The 18,913-nt window shown below is 42.8% G+C and carries 16 protein-coding genes; 4 read left to right on the forward strand and 12 right to left on the reverse strand.

What is annotated here, in order from left to right; translation table 11 throughout:
• Positions 1-5: 5 nt before the first annotated feature.
• From L6I86_RS03055 to nirB, 3 genes are read right to left on the reverse strand one after another with little or no spacing between them, the layout of a single operon-like run.
• Positions 6-1,184, reverse strand: a complete 1,179-nt coding sequence (locus tag L6I86_RS03055; RefSeq protein WP_236284477.1) for an MFS transporter — start codon at positions 1,182-1,184, stop codon at positions 6-8.
• A gap of 19 nt (positions 1,185-1,203) precedes the next feature.
• The gene (gene nirD / locus L6I86_RS03060; RefSeq protein WP_236284484.1) at positions 1,204-1,539 is read right to left on the reverse strand and encodes a nitrite reductase small subunit NirD; all 336 of its coding nucleotides are present in this window, start codon (positions 1,537-1,539) and stop codon (positions 1,204-1,206) included.
• A 14-nt stretch (positions 1,540-1,553) separates the two neighbouring features.
• Positions 1,554-3,986 (reverse strand): nitrite reductase large subunit NirB, encoded by a 2,433-nt coding sequence (gene nirB / locus L6I86_RS03065; protein ID WP_236284486.1) that lies wholly within the window; start codon positions 3,984-3,986, stop codon positions 1,554-1,556.
• A 610-nt stretch (positions 3,987-4,596) separates the two neighbouring features.
• On the opposite strand from nirB, the gene L6I86_RS03070 reads away from it, so the two are divergent.
• Entirely contained in the window at positions 4,597-5,058 is a 462-nt protein-coding gene (locus L6I86_RS03070; protein ID WP_236284488.1) for a GNAT family N-acetyltransferase, read from the forward strand.
• A gap of 84 nt (positions 5,059-5,142) precedes the next feature.
• Here the strand turns inward: L6I86_RS03070 and L6I86_RS03075 are convergent, their stop codons facing one another.
• Positions 5,143-7,293 (reverse strand): alpha-galactosidase, encoded by a 2,151-nt coding sequence (locus L6I86_RS03075; protein ID WP_236284490.1) that lies wholly within the window; start codon positions 7,291-7,293, stop codon positions 5,143-5,145.
• A gap of 107 nt (positions 7,294-7,400) precedes the next feature.
• Between L6I86_RS03075 and L6I86_RS03080 the strand changes: the two genes are divergently transcribed.
• On the forward strand, positions 7,401-8,276 hold the full coding sequence (locus tag L6I86_RS03080) for a helix-turn-helix transcriptional regulator (protein ID WP_236284492.1): 876 nt from the start codon (positions 7,401-7,403) through the stop codon (positions 8,274-8,276).
• A 3-nt stretch (positions 8,277-8,279) separates the two neighbouring features.
• Here the strand turns inward: L6I86_RS03080 and L6I86_RS03085 are convergent, their stop codons facing one another.
• The 3 genes from L6I86_RS03085 to L6I86_RS03095 form a co-directional block, all read right to left on the reverse strand.
• Positions 8,280-8,642 carry a hypothetical protein gene (locus tag L6I86_RS03085; RefSeq protein WP_236284494.1) on the reverse strand — a complete coding sequence of 121 codons (363 nt, stop codon included), beginning with the start codon at positions 8,640-8,642 and terminating at the stop codon, positions 8,280-8,282.
• 86 nt (positions 8,643-8,728) lie between these two features.
• Positions 8,729-9,337: a transglutaminase-like domain-containing protein gene (locus tag L6I86_RS03090; RefSeq protein WP_236285638.1), complete on the reverse strand. Its 609-nt coding sequence runs from the start codon at positions 9,335-9,337 to the stop codon at positions 8,729-8,731.
• Between the two features lie 119 nt (positions 9,338-9,456).
• Positions 9,457-11,748, reverse strand: coding sequence for a chondroitinase-B domain-containing protein (locus tag L6I86_RS03095; protein WP_236284496.1), 2,292 nt, complete (start codon positions 11,746-11,748; stop codon positions 9,457-9,459).
• A gap of 364 nt (positions 11,749-12,112) precedes the next feature.
• Here L6I86_RS03095 and L6I86_RS03100 point away from each other — a divergent pair, with 364 nt between their 5' ends.
• The gene (locus L6I86_RS03100; RefSeq protein WP_236284498.1) at positions 12,113-12,544 is read left to right on the forward strand and encodes a DUF1641 domain-containing protein; all 432 of its coding nucleotides are present in this window, start codon (positions 12,113-12,115) and stop codon (positions 12,542-12,544) included.
• Positions 12,545-12,565: 21 nt separating this feature from the next.
• Positions 12,566-13,747 (forward strand): NAD(P)/FAD-dependent oxidoreductase, encoded by a 1,182-nt coding sequence (locus L6I86_RS03105; protein WP_236284500.1) that lies wholly within the window; start codon positions 12,566-12,568, stop codon positions 13,745-13,747.
• Between the two features lie 73 nt (positions 13,748-13,820).
• On the opposite strand, the gene L6I86_RS03110 is transcribed toward L6I86_RS03105, so the two are convergent.
• The 5 genes from L6I86_RS03110 to L6I86_RS03130 form a co-directional block, all read right to left on the reverse strand.
• Positions 13,821-14,807, reverse strand: coding sequence for a phosphotransferase (locus L6I86_RS03110; protein ID WP_236284502.1), 987 nt, complete (start codon positions 14,805-14,807; stop codon positions 13,821-13,823).
• Between the two features lie 157 nt (positions 14,808-14,964).
• Positions 14,965-16,263, reverse strand: a complete 1,299-nt coding sequence (locus L6I86_RS03115; RefSeq protein WP_236284504.1) for an NCS2 family permease — start codon at positions 16,261-16,263, stop codon at positions 14,965-14,967.
• 46 nt (positions 16,264-16,309) lie between these two features.
• Positions 16,310-17,455 carry a GerAB/ArcD/ProY family transporter gene (locus L6I86_RS03120; RefSeq protein WP_236284506.1) on the reverse strand — a complete coding sequence of 382 codons (1,146 nt, stop codon included), beginning with the start codon at positions 17,453-17,455 and terminating at the stop codon, positions 16,310-16,312.
• Positions 17,456-17,487: 32 nt separating this feature from the next.
• Complete coding sequence (locus L6I86_RS03125) at positions 17,488-17,697, reverse strand: hypothetical protein (RefSeq protein WP_236284507.1); 210 nt, start codon at positions 17,695-17,697, stop codon at positions 17,488-17,490.
• Positions 17,698-17,721: 24 nt separating this feature from the next.
• Positions 17,722-18,903 (reverse strand): Ger(x)C family spore germination protein, encoded by a 1,182-nt coding sequence (locus L6I86_RS03130; protein ID WP_236284508.1) that lies wholly within the window; start codon positions 18,901-18,903, stop codon positions 17,722-17,724.
• Between the last annotated feature and the right edge of the window lie 10 nt (positions 18,904-18,913).

Consider the following 18,913-nt stretch of genomic DNA (forward strand, 5'->3'; position numbering starts at 1 on the left):
CAGCGCTACGATGCTAAGGTTCGTTGTTTGTTTAACACCATGCGTCTCGTTGCAAGATTCATCCAAAGACAAGCGCACGCGAATACCATAAGCAAGACAAATCCTAACGTATAAGCACCTGATAAATCTTTCACAATCCCTAAAACAATTGGCGGGAAAAATCCGCCTAAACCGCCTGCTGCACCAACAATTCCGGTGACAGCTCCCGTATTACCCGAAGAAACTTCGGGAACCATTTTGAATACGGCGCCATTCCCAATACCAAGCAAGGTAGCCGCAACTAGACAACATACACTAAAGAAAGTGAATTGATGCAGGGACACTGACAATGCAATCGAAGTAATGATCATACCTGTAAATACCACTACAAGTACACTACGTGATCCAATACGGTCTGCTAGGTAGCCACCTAAAGGACGAATGAGCGTCGCAATGACGACAAATCCAGCAGTTTTCAATCCTGCATCCGTGGCTGATAAATGAAAAAGATCTTTGAGAAACGTAGGCAAGTAGGCACCAAATGCAACGAACCCGCCGAATGTTAGAAAATAGAAAAATGATAAATACCAGGTTGATTGATCCTTTAGGACTACCATCGATTGTTTAAACGTCTTCTTTTGAGGGGGAGTAGGTAAATCCTTCGTTCCGATCCAGAAGATAGCCGTCACCAGCACGATCATGATTGCGAGACTCCAGAACACCCATTGAAAACCGTATTGGTTAAACACGAAGGGCAATGAAAAGCTCGCAGCCGCACCGCCTAGATTACCTAAGCCAGCTAATCCAAGTACCAAACCTTGTCGTTCAGGAGGAAACCATCTAGAAACATATGTAAGGGAAATGGCAAAGGTCGTCCCCGCCATCCCTATAAATAATGCGCAAAGCAGCAACATCCAGTAAGAGTGCACAAAACTCGCAAGCAGAAGTGGAATCGTAAGAAAGAGCATCGTAATCGCGAATACACGTTTACCACCGAAACAATCTGTATATATCCCCATCGGAATTCGCAGAATGGAGCCAAGCAGCACTGGTGTTGCAATTAACAGACTTTTTTGAATCGTGCTTAACTGAAATAATTCTTGAATTTGTCCAGCGATAGGTGAAAATACGCCCCAGATCACAAAGGATGCCATCATGGCTAACGTGGATAATCCTAAAGCAACTGCTGATCCATTATGTCGCATGATTCCGTACACCCCTTTGCTAAGATGCCAAGATACTTTCTTCTGAAATATGCAAATACATCTCTCCACTCGCTTCTTCGATCTCAACCTCGAATTTGGCAACACAGCCATCATCCGGTGCCTGAACAAGTCCGTTGTGCAGATCTATCTTCCAATCATGCAAGGGGCAAAATACATGATGATCACAAACAATACCTTCTGAAAGCTTACCCGCTTTGTGCGGGCAGCGATTTTCAATAGCTTTGATGACTCCGTCAGAAAGTTTGAACACAGCAATTTCTAAGTCACCGATTCGTACAACTCGCGATCTCTTTACTGCAATTTCTGAAATATGGCCAATGTGTACCCTTTTCATATGCCTCATCCCTTCTATTTCAAAATCGACGCTGCCGATTGCTCTTCAATGGGTGAAAATGTTTGACGGAGTGCCTTTTCTTCAATAATCTCTTTCCATGGATCTTTCAGCAGGGATAATGCTTTATTAATGCGGTCGTTGAATGCAGCGCGATCTTCGCTTGACGCCAATGTTGTCTTAATGGTCTCTAGACCTACGCGCTCCAACCACTCCGATGTGCGCTCATTGTACTTCCCGGTTTCCCGATAGTATTGCAGATAAGCACCAGACCATTCGAGCACTTCCTCTTCCGTCTTCACTTTGCATAAAAGATCAGTTCCACGCAGCTTCGTTCCTCCGTTACCACCAACATGGAGTTCCCAGCCACCGTCAATGGCGACTACACCAAAATCTTTGATTGTCGCCTCCGCACAGTTACGTGGGCAACCTGAGACTGCCATTTTAACCTTAGCTGGTGTATACAGCCGTTCGAACTTCTTCTCAAGTTGAATGCCCATGCCGATCGCATCTTGGGTACCAAAGCGGCAGAAGGTGGAGCCCACGCATGTTTTCACTGTACGAAGTGACTTACCGTATGCATACCCTGAAGGCATATCTAGATCAGCCCACATGCCAGGCAGGTCTTCTTTCTTCACACCGAGCAAATCGATACGCTGTCCGCCTGTCACTTTCACTAGGGGAACTTCATATTTCTCAGCGATCTCAGCAATTTTCTTTAAGTCCTTCGGAGTCGTTACACCACCATACATTCTCGGAACGACAGAGTACGTGCCATCTTTCTGAATGTTCGCGTGATTACGCTCGTTCACGAAACGAGACTCTCTTTCGTCCTCATGCTCTTCTGGCCACACCATTCCCAGATAGTAATTCAATGCTGGACGGCACTTGGAGCAACCTTCTGTATTGGTCCATTCGAGAACGTTCATCACTTCTTTCGTCGTCGTAAGCTGCATGGTGCGGATCGCTTCAACAACTTCGTCACGCCCGAGCGTTGTACAACCACAAATCCCTTCCTTGACGGTCTTCACACCGTCTGCTCCAAGGACATAAGTAAGCACATCAGCTACTAGCGGCTTACACCCTCCGCAAGAAGCGGAAGCTTTGGTACAAGCTTTGATATCATTAACGCTAGAGCAGCCTTTCTCTTGAATCGCTTGGACAATGGCCCCTTTGGAAACACCATTACAGCCACATACGATTTCATCTGCGCTCATGCCAGCAACTAGATCAACACCTGACTTCGTCTTGCCTCCACCATCGCCAAGAAGTACCATCTTTTCTTTGCCCGTTACATCCTCACCATTGCGAATCATTGCGAACAATCTCGAACCATCGCTGATGTCACCGAACAAGACAGCCCCGATCACTTTCCCTTCACGAATAACAACTTTCTTATAGATGCCATCAAAATCATCTTGTACACGCACAGCACGCGTACCTGGTTTATCTGCATATTCACCTGCGGAGAAGACGTCAACACCAGAAACTTTGAGCTTTGTAGAAACAACGGAACCTTGATAGCCATCTGTACTAACACCTGCTAAACGCTTCGCTAGAACTGCTCCTTGCTCATAAAGCGGCGCCACTAGACCGTATGCAACACCACGATGCTCCGTACATTCACCAATGGAGTAAATATGTGGGACACTCGTTTCAAGGAAATCATTGACTACGATGCCTCGATTGATCTCAATGCCACTGTTCTTTGCTAGTGCCATATTAGGTCTAATCCCAACAGCCATCACGATAAGATCAGCATCTACCTCTGAACCATCCGTAAAGCGAAGTCCAGTCACTCGTTTCTTACCTAAAATGGTTTCACTATTTTTCTTAAGTAGGAACTTCATCCCTTGTTGTTCTAATTCTTGTTGCAACATTGTGGATGCGGTTCTGTCGAGTTGAAGATTCATTAAGTATTCGTTGATATGAACGACGGAAACTTCCATATTCAGGTTCAGCAATCCGCGCGCCGCTTCAAGCCCAAGTAGACCGCCTCCAATAACTACTGCTCTTTTGTAATTCTTGGCGGTTTCCATCATCGTCTCGCAATCCGCAATATCGCGGAATGCAATCACACCTTCTTTGTCTGCACCGGGCAGCGGCAACATGAATGGCAGTGATCCAGTTGCCAGTATCAATTCATCATAGGCTACCGTGATTCCATGATCTGTACTAACGAGCTTGCGTTCTGTATCTATCTTGTTAACGGTATGACCCGTGTGCAAGGTAATGTTGTTATCCGTGTACCAAGACCAATCATTAATGACGATATCCTTCATATCCGCATCTCCAGCCAATACAGATGAGAGCAGGATACGGTTATAGTTTGGATGTGGTTCTTTCCCAAAGATCGTGATTTCGTATGAGTTAGGTGCAAGTTTTAGCAATTGCTCTATACAATTAACACCAGCCATACCATTTCCAACTAAAACTATTTTTTTCTTCATCCTATGTCACGCTCCTATTCGAATTAAACTAACACTATGTGTGATATTATATCTAAATTGTGTTGTAAAATGGATATCCGCTTTATTGTGTAAAATTATCTAACATCTGTTCCTTGTTACCAATATACGCTGTAACATCGTTTTTTTCAACAAAAATTTGCCAATTCGTTGTAAATAAGTACATCAAATTTGAAAAACACGAACAATTGTCTATAAATTCATTATTTTCATACGCTTTTTTTATTAATGTTTCCGCTTCCACTTCATTCAACCTTTTATTTCAACATCGATAAATTAACAACCCTCCCCCACTTAAATGTCATGTTACATAACAAGATTTTGTGTAAGGTTATTCATTTCCACAGTATTCTCAACTAATTCTCCCTAAAAACCAACTCAACTCCGCAGATTTCTTAAAGACATATTTGTTATGCTCTCATGAGAAATCTCAGCCAATTGCAAACCCATGTCAGTTATCGCTATATTTTCGTCAGATATATTCAAAATAATATGATAACCCATAAGAAAAGGTTATTTGTTATCAGATTTACGTTAGTTTATATTACATATATACCTACTATGAAATTAATGGAAAGAGGAGGTAAACTTTATGATTAAAACGAGGCGTTACTCCACGTTGGATACGGATGATTTATGGCGGATTCATTTATTAGTCATCTCTGAAGCAAATGTAGAACCTACTCATCAGCATTACCATGACATTTTACATATCCCTGAACAGTATTTGAAAGATGGCGGTGAATTTCTGGTAGGCACCGGATTAGACGGTAATGTGTTGGCCATGGGTGGCTTAAAGCTGCTTACGGATGGCAAAGCCGAGATTAAGCGTCTTCGTGTTCACCCCAGTCACCAGAAGAAAGGATATGGTCAACAGATCCTCTCGCAATTAGAAGAGAAAGCTAGAGAACTCGGTGTCAATCACCTGATTCTTGACACACTTTCTAATCAACTCGGTGCGCAAAAGTTATTTGTGAAAAATGGCTACCAACAGAAAGGTCCAGCTACCATCGATGGTTTCCACGTCTTTTTATATGAGAAGGCACTCGTATAAGCGAGATAACAAAAGAGGTTAGCCCCATGTCCTTGAAGACAATGGGCCAACCTCTTCTTTGTTGCTCATCCAACAATCCAATATTCAGGAAATCGATGAAATGTCATACCGATACATAATGAAAGTAAATGGCGCTGGTCGAGTAACTACATATTCTCCTTGCTGTGTAGATTCCCAGACTACTTGAGGCTGCGTTTGTGGAATTAACACATCATCTTTTACATCCATTCGCAGCAACTCGGTGACGTTCACTTCACCACTCAAGCCCCACAGTTTCATAACTGCGGTGTCGGATTCGTGCAGCTCGCGGAAGATGATGAAATAACCGTGCATTGGGCTGCAAATACTTTGCATGCCTGTCCAGCTAGCACCCGATGGTTCATCACCTATAGGTAACACTTGTCCAGCTAAGATCTCCACATGATAAGGCTTCAACGCCTGAATGATCTTAGACAAACAAGCCATTTGCTGATCCGTTAATTTCGTTAGTTCCATCCAGGCTAATGGATTCGAGAACGCTGTTGCTGCGAAAGCATAGACTTGCCCGCATGCATCTGGAGCTAAAGGATCTTCTGCATAGTTATCCATGTTGCGATTCACATTCAAGAATTCCATTTGCAGTCTCGAAGATGGTAAATAAGGAGCTAACATCCAAAGATTGCGCAGCGTCCAGTGAGGATAATAATTTTTCCAATCGGTGTAGCGATTTTCAAGAAAAATACTTCCATATTGGGTTTGCCCAAAGTAACCTAGTCTCTTCTGAGCAGTCGTATCGATATTGAAATCAACTTGCCCATTGGTCGCTTCTTGAACGCATCGCATCATATTCAGTAAACGAATCTCGCCCAGCTTAGATCGAATTTCAATCCCATCCAATTTAAATGCACGAATATTGTAATTTCGATGGAGATGCAACAATGTAGCAATATCCTTCTCCCAATTCATATAGTCATGGACAGCGTCTGGCGAGTACCATAAACCTAAAGCGACCCCCAGTTCCTTGGCAAGTGAAACTATTGGTGCGAGACCGTTCGGAAATCTGTCCGGATGCACCTCCCAGAAATCTCCATCGCCGCTATAATAATCGCTCCACAGTCCCCCATTCGCCATCGATGCTGCATGCACGGAATTGCTCGTAACCCCCTTCTGCCACCCGTCGTCAATTTGCATAATGCTTAACCCAAGAGCAGCAGCTGCATGCAATTCTTTGATCAAAAATGACTCGCTTATGGCCCCATCTTTCGAGCGATCCCCCCACGTATTGCTCATCATGAAGCTGTCTCTAGCTGGTATGTGCGCACGAAGATTGCGATGATACCTATGCAGCAAGTCATATCCGCTGTGCTTAGTCCCATCGTAAACACCAACGGTCACACCATAAGAGGTGATTTCTTCACTTTGTTGAAAATCTTCATCACGAATCCCCGTTCCTTCCAGACTCAAACGCTTTCCGCGAAATTGAAATTCCATCTGAGAGTTACCGAATATCCCCAATTGTGTCGGACCTTCTTTAATAATTAACAAACCGCTTTCGTGCAGTGTTTTCGTAAGAAACAACAGATTTCCTCGTAAGCATCGCTTCTCATTGACGTATAACAACCCCGTGTCACGACTTACGAGATTATTATTCGTATCCGTCTGATCAAGAAATTGAATAGTTGTCCATCTGCAATGAAGATCTCGAAGTACTATATGTTCACAATAATCAGCCAGCGCAGCGTGATGTTGCTTATTATTCGTATCAAGCTGAAGTGCATGAGTGGGCAGATTGCTATTTGCTTTGAAATCATCTTTCGTCCAGACAAGGGATCGCTCTATATCTAATGGGAGATAATTGCCTTGGACAGTACTGTCTTGAATCACGGTTATTTCATGTCGAAGGAATGGTGCTCCAGGATAAATCTTCAATGTCAATCGTTGGATGGCTGACGCCGCTTCATCGTGCATATCTACATTCGTTTGTAAATAAGGCTGAGATACGCCATAGTCATTCTCAACGAAAGTTGAGATGAAAATGGCATGCGGCTGCTGGTCATCAGACATTCCTGGTATTTGAAATATCGGAGTATCGGATTCAGCTGTAAGCCATTCCTGATTCGTATTTTTATCTAGAATAGAGACATTAACTGGACGGCCGCCAGCAAATGACCAACACCGTTCAATCTTGGCATTCCCAACCCGTAAATACGTCCCTTCTACACGAACATAACAATCCAACCATTCCTTAAGCAGCATATCTTCAGCAACCTCCATTATGGTAATATATTATCTATTACGGACATTATATATCCAAGTAAGAGTAGAAAATATAGTAACATTTTGAAGAAAGGTGGTAAAATATTGTGCATAAATCTTATGGCTTTAGATACACGGAAGATGTGAATCGACATCTGTTTAAGCTACTCTCGATCGGGCACAGCTCGGTAAGTGACGAAAACTACCAATGGAATGGACTAAGGCGCGGCGGACAAGGGATCATCTTTCAATGGTCAATAAAAGGAGTAGGTAAACTGCGCATTGGGAAAGAGCATTACACTGTCCCGAAAGGCCATGCATTTGTGGTGTCTATTCCTAACGATCATGAATATGCATTCGATGCGTCATTGTGCGATCAATGGGAGTTTATTTGGATACGTTTCGAGGGGTTTAAAGAGGAATGGTTGCGACAAGATTTACTTCAAACGTATGGGCCTGTATTTGAAATCCTTCCTGATGCAGCTCCTATTCAGCTTCTATGGCGTCTGTATTCAGATACAGCGATGAACAAATTGAATGATCGATTTGATCTCTCGCTTCGCATTTATGAATGGATGCTTTCGCTACAACGTTGTTTATTGGATGGAAACGCGCCAACAAGTTTAGAAATCCCCTCCGCCTACAAGCGCGTCGCCGCTTACATCCAGGAACATATTGCCGATGACCTTACCTTGGATCGGTTAGCAGAAGTCGCACAGCTCGATAAATATTATTTATGCAAAATGTTCCCCCACTACTTCCGCATAACCCCGATGGACTATGTCCGGAACCGACGAATCGAGAAAGCAGCCGAGCTACTTCGCGATCACGGACTGTCCATTACAAACGTTGCAGCACTATGCGGCTATACCAGCTTGAGCTACTTTGGGAAGGTATTCCATAAAATGGTGGGATTATCCCCCCTTGCGTTCCGCCAATTGGAACTCAGTGAGAGCGAAGATTACTTACGATTCTTGGAGTGATTTCTAAGTACCGCTATTTGTCCCACTATCACTGCTGCCACCGCCACCGCTATCAAATCCGCCACTACTGCCGCTATCTGAACTCCAGCTACTACCGCTGTCCGTACTTCCTGTACTACGATCGTCACAATTCTCACTTTTGTAATCTGCAGAGGTACCATTCGAATCATAATTAAGTCCTGTTTGACTGTTATTATCCAAATGAAGTTGATGATGATTATCCATTGGCATGGGATTGATGGTAGTCGTAGGGTTGTCGAAATTCGACTGAGATCTGCGGTGCCCACCACCTGATCCTGCACCTGTTGCAACAAGTGAGGCAATAATGCCAATTATAGCTACCAAAAAAAATAGTCCAAGTATCATCGTGAACGTCCTTCCTCATCTACAACATATTTTACAATTAATGTATTCGCTGTAAATGAGAGATATCCTTTGCAGCTAACTTTTAACTACAAAGTAGTAGGCAAACCAAGCTGATACATCGTGAGACAATCTGTACTTTGTTTTAATGATTGAATGGTTTTGGGATTCGGAGCTGCATAAATGTGTAAATAATCCATTTCGCCATATTCATCGCGGATTGGAAATGCCAATTTCTCTTCAGTTAGTGAGAATTCCGCATGTATGCCTGGTTTATTCCCACGTGCATCAAGTCGAATCCATTTGCCAATTGTATGTAAATAAACAGCATTTAACGCATGGACACAATAACCTGTATCAGGAGTATCTCCTAATGTAAGTCTCTGATAACAGAAACCCGTTGGTATTCCTTTACTTCTTAAAATAGCACATAACAAATTCGATTTCGCATAACAGATGCCTTCGCTAAAATGGAGGACTTCAGAAGCATTACAAGTAATTCGAGAACTTTGAATATCCCAAGAATGTGCAATGCTGTCACGGACAAAAACAAAGGCTCGCTTTACAAAGTCAATTTCGTTAAGAGATCCTGCGTGTAATTCTTCAGCCTTCTCTTTAATTGTCATGTGGCTATAGTTTACTTCCTTCGATTCAACTAAATAATCTTCAATTACGTTCGATTCGCATATCAAGTGCATCATACATTCTCCTCAACAAAGACGTTAACTTTATAATAATTATGCATTATTATGCATTAATATTCAATTGAAAAGGAAGGGATGCCCTACGCTCATCACATAAAGCATCCCTTCCTTACTTATGGAGCAAGCGGTCCAACATCCACAGTCGTCAACGGTACATTCACTACCGAACTCGTTGCATACTCATCTGCGCCTACATCGTTCGTACCTGAGCGGCTTTGGCCGTCCATATCCATCGTTACAAATGGATATAAACCCGTAGAAGCGTTAATAGCTGGGCTTGAACTAGACAGCTTCTGTAAACCACTTGAGTTCGTTAACAGTGGATTCACGTTGTTGATTTCAGTACTTGTTCTAGTAACATTACTTAACGTAGAACCGTAGCCAATGTTTCCTTGGAACGTTGTATTACTTGTTTTCACCTGATTATATAGCGTACCCGTTGCGTTCTTCACAATATTGTTCGCAATGATGCTGTCCACAGGCGCTTGCGTGTAGTTCCCGCCGATAACGATACCGGTTGTACTATTGACGATCGTATTATTGACAATTTGGGCACGATAAACTCGCCAGTGCTTGCTTAGGTCAGAGCTTGTGTATGTTGTACCGTTCGTACCTCCATCGAAATCCCCGCCATCCACGTTAATGGCATCCGAATAGCCACTTCCCGTTAGATTTTCAAAATAATTATTGAATACTTTGTGGTCATTTGCATACAACCGAATACCACCGATGCCTGTTTTTACCCCATCCCCTAAGAAGAAGTTGCCATAGAAGCTCTGTGCATGTCCATGCCTAGAAGAGAGCACGCCTTGCGAATTGCGGAAAGTGTTATATCGCACGGTGTTGTTGCCACTTTTCACAGAAATGTATTCTGGATCGCCGTCACAATTTTCAAAGAGATTATACTGAATGGTTGCATACGCATTCGACATCGAAAGCGTACTTACACCTAATCGTATCGCTTCCATCTCATTCGTTGCACGTGGTCCGATATCGTGGAAGTAGTTGTATTCAATGGTATCGTATTGCGAAATTTGAGTTGAGGAACCATCAACCGTAATAAAATTGCCCAGATCATGCTTGGGCCCAAATTCATTATGATCAATGCGATTATGATGGCTATTGGCGCCTCCTATATATACCCATTTAAGTGAGTTCCCATTTTCGGTAAGGGCGAATATATTTCGGGTTACTCGAATGTTGTTACTTTGATCCAACTTAACTGCCGTGTTACCTGTGTTCGTAAATTTCAAACCCTCAATCGTTACATAAGAAGAATTGGTTATTACAAAATACGCTCCTCCTGAAATAACTGCTTGCCCCGTATTCGCTGCCTTTATCGTAATCGGATTCGAAGCCGTACCTGTTTTGCCGCTGATGCTGAAATTGCCACCATTCGTATAGGTACCATTTGCAAGCACAATCGTTGTACCTGCTGCAGCACTGCTAATCGCAGACGTTAGTTGCGCTGAAGTTGACACATTGACAACTGTTCCTCCTCCTCCGCCTGCTTGCGTTGTTGCAGAGGCAGAACTACTTGCGGCAGACGTATTATTAGCTGCGTCTTTCGCTTTTACTGTATAGCTGTAAGTAGTAGATGCGTTCAAACCCGTGTCACTGTAGGAGGTGGCAGCGGATGAACCCACGAACGATCCAGCCCGATAAATATCATAACCTGTAACACCGACGTTATCTGTGGAGGCTGTCCAGCTCAAGTTAATTTGACTGCTGGATGCTGCCGTTGCTGATAAGCTCGTTGGGACGGTTGGTGCTTGTGTATCACTAACCGCACTGTCTGTTACGGAAACATCATCATATTCCACGACTCCATTGGCATAAAACCCTGGAACACCATTGATTAAGCTGCTATCCGTCCCTTGGACCAATAAAGTGCCATTCACATAACCTTTGACCGAAGTCCCATTCACTTCCAACTGCAAATCATAAAAGGTTGAGGTGTTTGCCGTGAACGGAACCTGCTGAATCGTTGTCGTGGAACCGCTTACTTTTTTGTTCAGAACTAAATTCCCATTATACAAAACTAGGAAATAGTAGTTATTACTATTGGTATAACGAGCTACAATCCCATTACGTACACTCGTAGATCCCACCTTTACTTTGGCTGAATACGTATAATTCGTCCATGTTGAGGTCCCATTTGTCATGATATAGGTATTTGAAGTGGATGAAGTTTGGGTAGCAACTTTACTACCATCTGTCGCAATACTCCAACTTCCGTTACCGGAAGCATTCGTCCAACCCCCTGATGGGAAGCTGCTGTAAGATTCAAAAGTATCACTTAACAAAGTTGCAGCGAACGCTGGTGTGGCAAGCGGCAATAAGGAGAATGAAAGCATACAACTGAGTGCTATAGGAATAATCTTTTTCGACTTGTTGATTGTCATGTACGTTGCTCCTTAAGTTTGATTGTTTGTAGCTACCAATAAGTATTAGTATGAGCCTCCTCCATTGAATGCGCTTTCTAGTTGTCAAAGCAAATTGCCTTTCAGCTTACTTCATCTATCCCTCTCTAATCAACTCCTTTCATCTATCTAGTGATGACTATGTACTTGATCCAACAATTTCCAATCAAGTGAACAACTTCATTATAAAATCAATCTATAAAAGTTAGACTGGGCTAATTCTAGGTCGAGTTGTGTTTTATATAGGAGTTGTTCACCAATTTGAAATATCTGCCTTTATAAATTTATTGTCAAAAGGTGTAGAATAATGTAATACGTTTTTTTTACGCAAAGGAGGATTTGTCATATGTCTCAGACATCAACTATTCAAGAAGCACCCGTTTCAATTGTTACTGAACCCAAATCATTAGACGTACTTGACCAATTACTGAAGCCCGAGGTGCAAGAATCGTTAACACTTCTGGTGGATAATCTCCCTAAATTAGCTGAAATGGTTAACATGCTAACTAAAGCCTACGATTTCGCACAAAACGTAGCGACTGACAAAGTACTCATCAATGATTTTGCTCAAGGAATTGGGGAATTCGTAAAGCCTGTACAAGAGAAAGCAAAAAACATCGCATCGGCAGCTATTGAAGCTGGTGAGCGGTCGCAAGCTGACGTTGGTACAACCATCGGTCTATTCGGTATGTTGAAAATGCTGAAAGACCCTGAAGTACAGAAAACACTTCGATTTGCTCAAGCATTCTTGAACGTACTCGCTGAACGAAAAAATTAATCCGGACAAGGGATGATAACAATGGCTAAACAAATACTAATTCTTGGCGGCGGGTACGGTGGTCTCTTGACTGCGTTAACCGCACGTAAACATTTATCAGCTTCAGAAGCTAACATTACAATCATCAATAAATTCTCAACGCACCAAATCATTACCGAGTTACATCGATTAGCAGGCGGCACGATTAAAGAACAGGCCGTTGCACTTCCCCTTCAAAAACTATTAGGCGATAAAAATGTCAATATCGTTGTTGACACGATCCAAGAGATTAAACCAAATGAGAAACAAGTTCTTACAAGCAGCGGTGCTGTACATAAATACGATGCACTAGTAGTAGCACTTGGCAGTGAAACGAACTACTTTGGCATTCCGGGATTGGAAGCGAACAGTTTAATTCTGAAATCAGCTTCTGACGCTAACCGAATTCGTGCTCATGTTGAAGCTCGCTTGGACGCTTATAAAGCTTCTGGGAATAAGGCGGATGCAACGATTGTCGTTGGTGGCGGTGGTTTAACAGGTGTTGAGCTCGTCGGTGAATTCGCAGATAAGCTTCCTGAAGTATGCCGTGCTAAAGGAATTGATTTCAATGATATCTCCATCTACTGTGTGGAAGCGGGTCTTTCCATTCTTCCTGTATTCCCATCCGTTCTCATTGAGCGTGCTGTCACAAGTCTTGAGAAGCGTGGCGTTACGTTCTTGACGGGTGTTGCCATCACAGAAGCTACGAATAATTCGGTTTCATTGAAAAGCGGACAAACAATCGAGGCTAGCACGATTATTTGGACAGGCGGCGTTAAAGGCAACCAAGTTGTCGGCAGCTGTGGGATCGCAGAAGATCGCGGCCGTGCTACGGTGACTTCGACATTGCAATCCACATCACACGAGGATATCTTCTTGGCAGGTGACTGCGCGGTTGTGTTCCCTGAAGGAAGCGAAAGACCCTATCCCCCAACTGCACAACTTGCTTGGCAAATGGGTGAGACGGTTGGTTACAATTTGTCAGTGCAACTTAAAGGCGGCGTTATGGAGAAATTCGTACCTGTGTTCTCTGGAACACTAGGCAGCCTTGGACGTAAAGATGGTATTGGTACGATCGGCGGTAAGAACACACAGTTGAAGGGCTTACCCGCTACACTAATGAAAGAAGCAAGCAACGTTCGTTATCTTTCACACATTCATGGCCTATTCGCATTAGCTTATTAGTTAACACAGGTGTCTCCCAACCTATATGGTTTGTGAGGCATCTTTTTTATTCTCTACACATTGTTGATCGTTGCTATTGGTTGAGATACGAATCAATCATATATTGCATCTTTTCGGTGTCTTTCTGCAATAGCTCATTGATTTGATTCACAGTCATACGAGTGAACTTGCCACAAATCAGATTGCGGCACAGATTGTGAGGAAACGCCAAATCTAGAAAGAGCAGCTTCATTTCTCGCTTAGACAATGTGTTCCTTCTAAGATAAACACGCATTACCTTAAGAAAAGCATGATGATTCCAAGCTCTCGACTTCTTAATCATGGCATATAACAATCGATTCATGTCCCTGGAAGGTAAATCGAATCGAACAAATTCCCAATCAATGATATAAATCTTCCCTGCTTCATCCAGTAAAACATTTTGTGTATGAAAATCATGATGGCTTAGCACGACTTGAATGTCAGGCTCCCTCCAGGCCAAGCAACGCCCCTGTTGCTTCATTTGTTCTTTTACAAACTCACCTGTTCTCATGTAAAAATCAATATAAGCAAACACCGCTTTGCGCCAGGGTTCTTCAACGCATGCATTGGTTTCTCTCCATTTCCCCAAAAAGTGAAGAGCTTCTTCATACTCTTGCTCCCACTTTGCTCCCCCCATTCGGATTTGACCATGGGCATCTTGAAACTCTTTGGATATCGCATGCATCCTGCCCAATAAATCAGCTAACCGAACTATATGGTCTAAGTTAATCACTGGATAAGGTACGGCACAAATCCATTCCTGAAGGACATAGAAATAACCTTTATATTTCACATAATGCTTGTTCTCATATGTCTGATAAACCGTTGGAATGTTAATGCCCCGACTTCTAAGATATTCTTCGGTATTTACCATAAACTGCAAGCGGTGCTCCTCCATTTGCATTCTTTTCAATATAAAACAGCCTTGGTGCGCAGTGATTTTCATGACATAAGAACGTGAAGTCTTACGAATGAGTTCAACCTGTCGAATTGACAAATCATATTTGATCGCAATCTCTGCGAGTAGCCCTTTCCCCATCTGCACCACTCTCTCACTAGTAGTTCTAGATAGTCTATGTCCCTTGTCCAGAAAGGCATGGTATGAAAGCGGAACATGTTTTGCCCAATTGAGAGATGATAGAAACACTAAAAAGCAGTACGCCGCGGCGTCTGCTTTACGACATATTCATTCATTGTTAATGAGTGAAAAATACGATTTGAACAAAAAACAACACCGCAAATAGATAGAAAATAGGATGTACGTCCTTTCTTTTGCCGCGAATGACTTTAAGTATCGGGTAAACAATGAATCCAATGCCAATCCCCGTGGCTATACTGTAGGTCAATGGCATCAGAACAACGATCAGAAATGCTGGAAACGCCTCTTCCAGGTCCTGCCACTCAATTTGTCGCAATACGTTCATCATGAGGAAACCCACAATAATTAAAGTAGGAGCCGTTATGGCCGGTATACTCGCTAGAACAGCAATAATCGGTGAGAACAATAAGGTCAACGCTAATAGCAGACTTACGATAACGGCAGTGAGTCCTGTTCTTCCACCAACTGCGACACCTGAACTGGATTCGATATAAGCGGAGGTTGGACTTGTACCCAGTAATGCCCCCGTTGTGGTGCCAACCGCATCTGCCAGAAGAGCACCTCTCGAACGAGGAAATTTATTCTCTTTAAGAAGGCCAGCCTGCTCAGCAACACCTAACATGGTGCCTGTCGTATCAAATAAAGTGATTAACAGGAATGTGAAAATAACCGCATATAACCCGCTTGTAAAAACACCCTTGATATCAAGTTGAAAAGCCGTAGCCACTAATCCCGCTGGAGCTGCCACGAAGGTATCTGGCAAAGCTAATAGCCCATACATCCATGCAAGAACGGCAGTGATCAGCATGCCGAAGAATAAATATCCGCGTACCTGATACGCCAGTAATACAAGTGAAATGATGAGTCCGATCAAGGTAAGTGCCGTCATGGGCTCTCTCAAATTACCTAACGTGAGTAAGGTTGTTGGAGAGCTCACAATAATTTTCGCATTTTGTAAACCAATGAAGGTGATAAAGAGCCCAATTCCTGCAGTAATGGCGTGTTTAAGGCTAGTGGGAATCGCATCGAGTAATACATAACGGAATGAAGTGAGCGACAGCACAATGAACAAAACTCCTGCGATAAAAACAGCCCCTAATGCGATTTGCCACGGCACGCCATTCCCTCCCACAACAGTAAATGCAAAATAAGCGTTTAATCCCATACCTGGTGCAATCACAATCGGATAATTGGCAAAGAGCCCCATGATCAGTGTTGCTACAATGCTTGCAAGTACAGTAGCCATGAAAACACCATGGAAATCCATCCCCGTTGTACTTAATATCCCAGGATTTACGATCACGATATAAACCATCGTTAGGAATGTCGTCACACCCGCCATTAGTTCCGTTGCTACGGAAGTCCCGCGTTCTTTCAATTTGAATAGTTGATCCATGGTCGTCCTCCTGAGATTAGGTTTTGTTTAATTAGATAGCTAATTGTCACGATTCCGGGAGTAATTCAGAGTCGTTCTGTGTACCCTTCTTTCGTTTATCTCGGAGATCATGGATATAAAACAAGATCAGCAACAACGCAGGAATAAAGATACAAAAAACGATATCGAACCTACCGTAATATCTCTGGAGAATATCGTTATAAACCGTAATATTAGGTGTACCCGAAATCGTTCCTACCAGAATCAGCATACCAATGGGAATGGTCAGCATATGACTTTCCTTCAGTTGAAATAATTGTGCAAGCCCTGAGATGAGTGCGAAAAAGAGGAGTAACGTTTTGTAGAACACCGATATGAACCATAAAAAAGCCATAACCGCCTCTAACCTCTCCAAGAAATGTCCAATTGTTATTTTCTGAGCGAGTACGAAGGTCGGATAATATTTGGTTTCCATTAAGTGAGTGCCTAACACAAGCAAACACAAAACAACGGTGACAAATAAAATGGCACCTCCGATGGCAAAACCAATGACGATTGGTTTTGTCAATGAAGCATGACCGGTAACATTGGATACGAGCATGAGAAACATAACCATTTCAGCAAATGCCGTCGAAAAAGCCATTAAAGATCCCCGCCAGATTGGTCCAATTCCTTCTATTGCAATAGGCTCCAAGTTTGCAAAATCCACTTGTGGCAGTAAAAGAACGACGAGAATAAGGAATAACAGCATAAACACAGAAAAAAGCAGTTCTCCCATACGCGCAAATGCTTCAACACCGTATCGATAGGCGATAATAATGACCAGAAGGAAAACGGCATTTATCGCATTAACTGGCGTCTCTGGCATTAATTGAGTGGTCATAAACTGACTCATCTCACTTAACAAAGTTAACGAACACATATAGAATTCGAACAAAAATAGTACGATGAAGAAACTTCCAATCCAAACACCTAATTGCAACCTCAGGAGATTAAAGAGTCTCCGTCTTCGCAGCTTGTTCGCGATCCCAGCAAATAAACCTGCTGCAATAAATCCAAGAAATATGGCTAAAAGCATAGATAACCATGCATCTTGCTTAGCCGATGCAGCAAGAATGGTTGGCATAATGAGAATCGAATCTCCAATAACTCCAAGAATAATCAAGATCGTAAACTGGCGAACAGATATGGTAGCATTGTCAAATGTGTGCATTTGAACCTCCTTGTCCCTGCATCCAGCCTCATTTAAACAATCCAACCGAACATCCATTCAATAATCTTGAATGGATTCGGTAGTACAACCTCTAGGACTAACAACACATACAGAGCACTTGCTGTCAGTAGAAATATCGCGAAAAGGACAAACTCGCGTCTATGTTTTTGACGGATTAGTTTAGGCGCCTCTAGCCAGAACGTACCCGCGGCTAACGCAAGAACAGCAAATACAGACGCCATCCGTAACCAGACCTCTCTCCATGCTTATTGCATAGTTGAATTTCCAATAGTACCTGTCTTTCTAATAAATAAATCGACCTTATAGTTGACTTTTGTTTGAGGGAACATGTCATCATTCCATGTATCTTTAACTTCTTTCCAGTAGGCAGGCTCATCCTTTCCAAGCTGGCTGCCGAAACCGAGTATGTCCGATTTCATTTTCTTCGCTCGTGAAACGACAGCCTCAACGTGAGATTGTAAGATTTGTTCGCTTTCTTCTTCCAATCGTTTGATCACTTGAGGATCCGTCAAATCGATATCTCTGCATTGCCTGCCCACGATATTCGCTTCCGTTCGTATGGACACATTCATCTCAGGCTTCCCGTTCTTCACGCTTGATTTCAATTTAGTATTCGAGGAGGTAACTTCAATTCCCATATATTTCTTCTCACCGCAGGGAATTTCGATAGATGTACTATCCAATTTGTCTGTAATGTCTGTATAACCTTTACTTTCCTGTTCATCTAACCAGCCAATTAATTTGTCATCCTTGAAAGCTGCGATCCCCATGTAGCGGAATCGACTTGGCGGCTGAAAATATTCCACATTCTTTTTCGTGTCACCTAAGGTAGGATCCCCTATTAATTCGATACCTGTTAATGCAAGTTCGTAGCCTTTACTAGAAAGTCTGTTCAACGTTTCATCCAATGTCATTGCAACTGTCGGTGCCCATGACTTTTGTGAAGTTTGTAAAGATTGCTGCATACTATAGCTAGGTAATTTCTCGACGGGTGTAAATAGTTTCAATACATTCTCCGCCATGTCTCCTCTTGCTACAACAATATTAAAATCCATTCGCAATTCATTATCACGGAATGAATTATCAAGAAAATCTTTAATCCCTCGCTTCGCCAATTCCTCCCCAATGACATACATCTGCAAATGTCCCATATATACTTTCCGTGGTGCCTCCGCTGTTAAAGATCTAGCTGCCTCAAATAATGTCTTCCCTCTACCTTGATAGAGTGTACTAGGCGGACGATCTCCCCCTCTTCGCTGGGCAGATATTTCGCTTGGATTAACAACTTGAAAGGACATTAGATACTCGCCGTCCTTCCAATCCACACCAACTCCAAGGACAATAAGCAGCTCATTTAATTCTCGTCTGCTCCAACACCCAGTTAGCATGAGTAAGCAAAGAATCAACACCGTTAATTTATATTTCACCCTAAAGCGC

The organism is Paenibacillus allorhizoplanae (genome assembly GCF_927798215.1).
GTDB lineage: Bacteria > Bacillota > Bacilli > Paenibacillales > NBRC-103111 > Paenibacillus_E > Paenibacillus_E allorhizoplanae.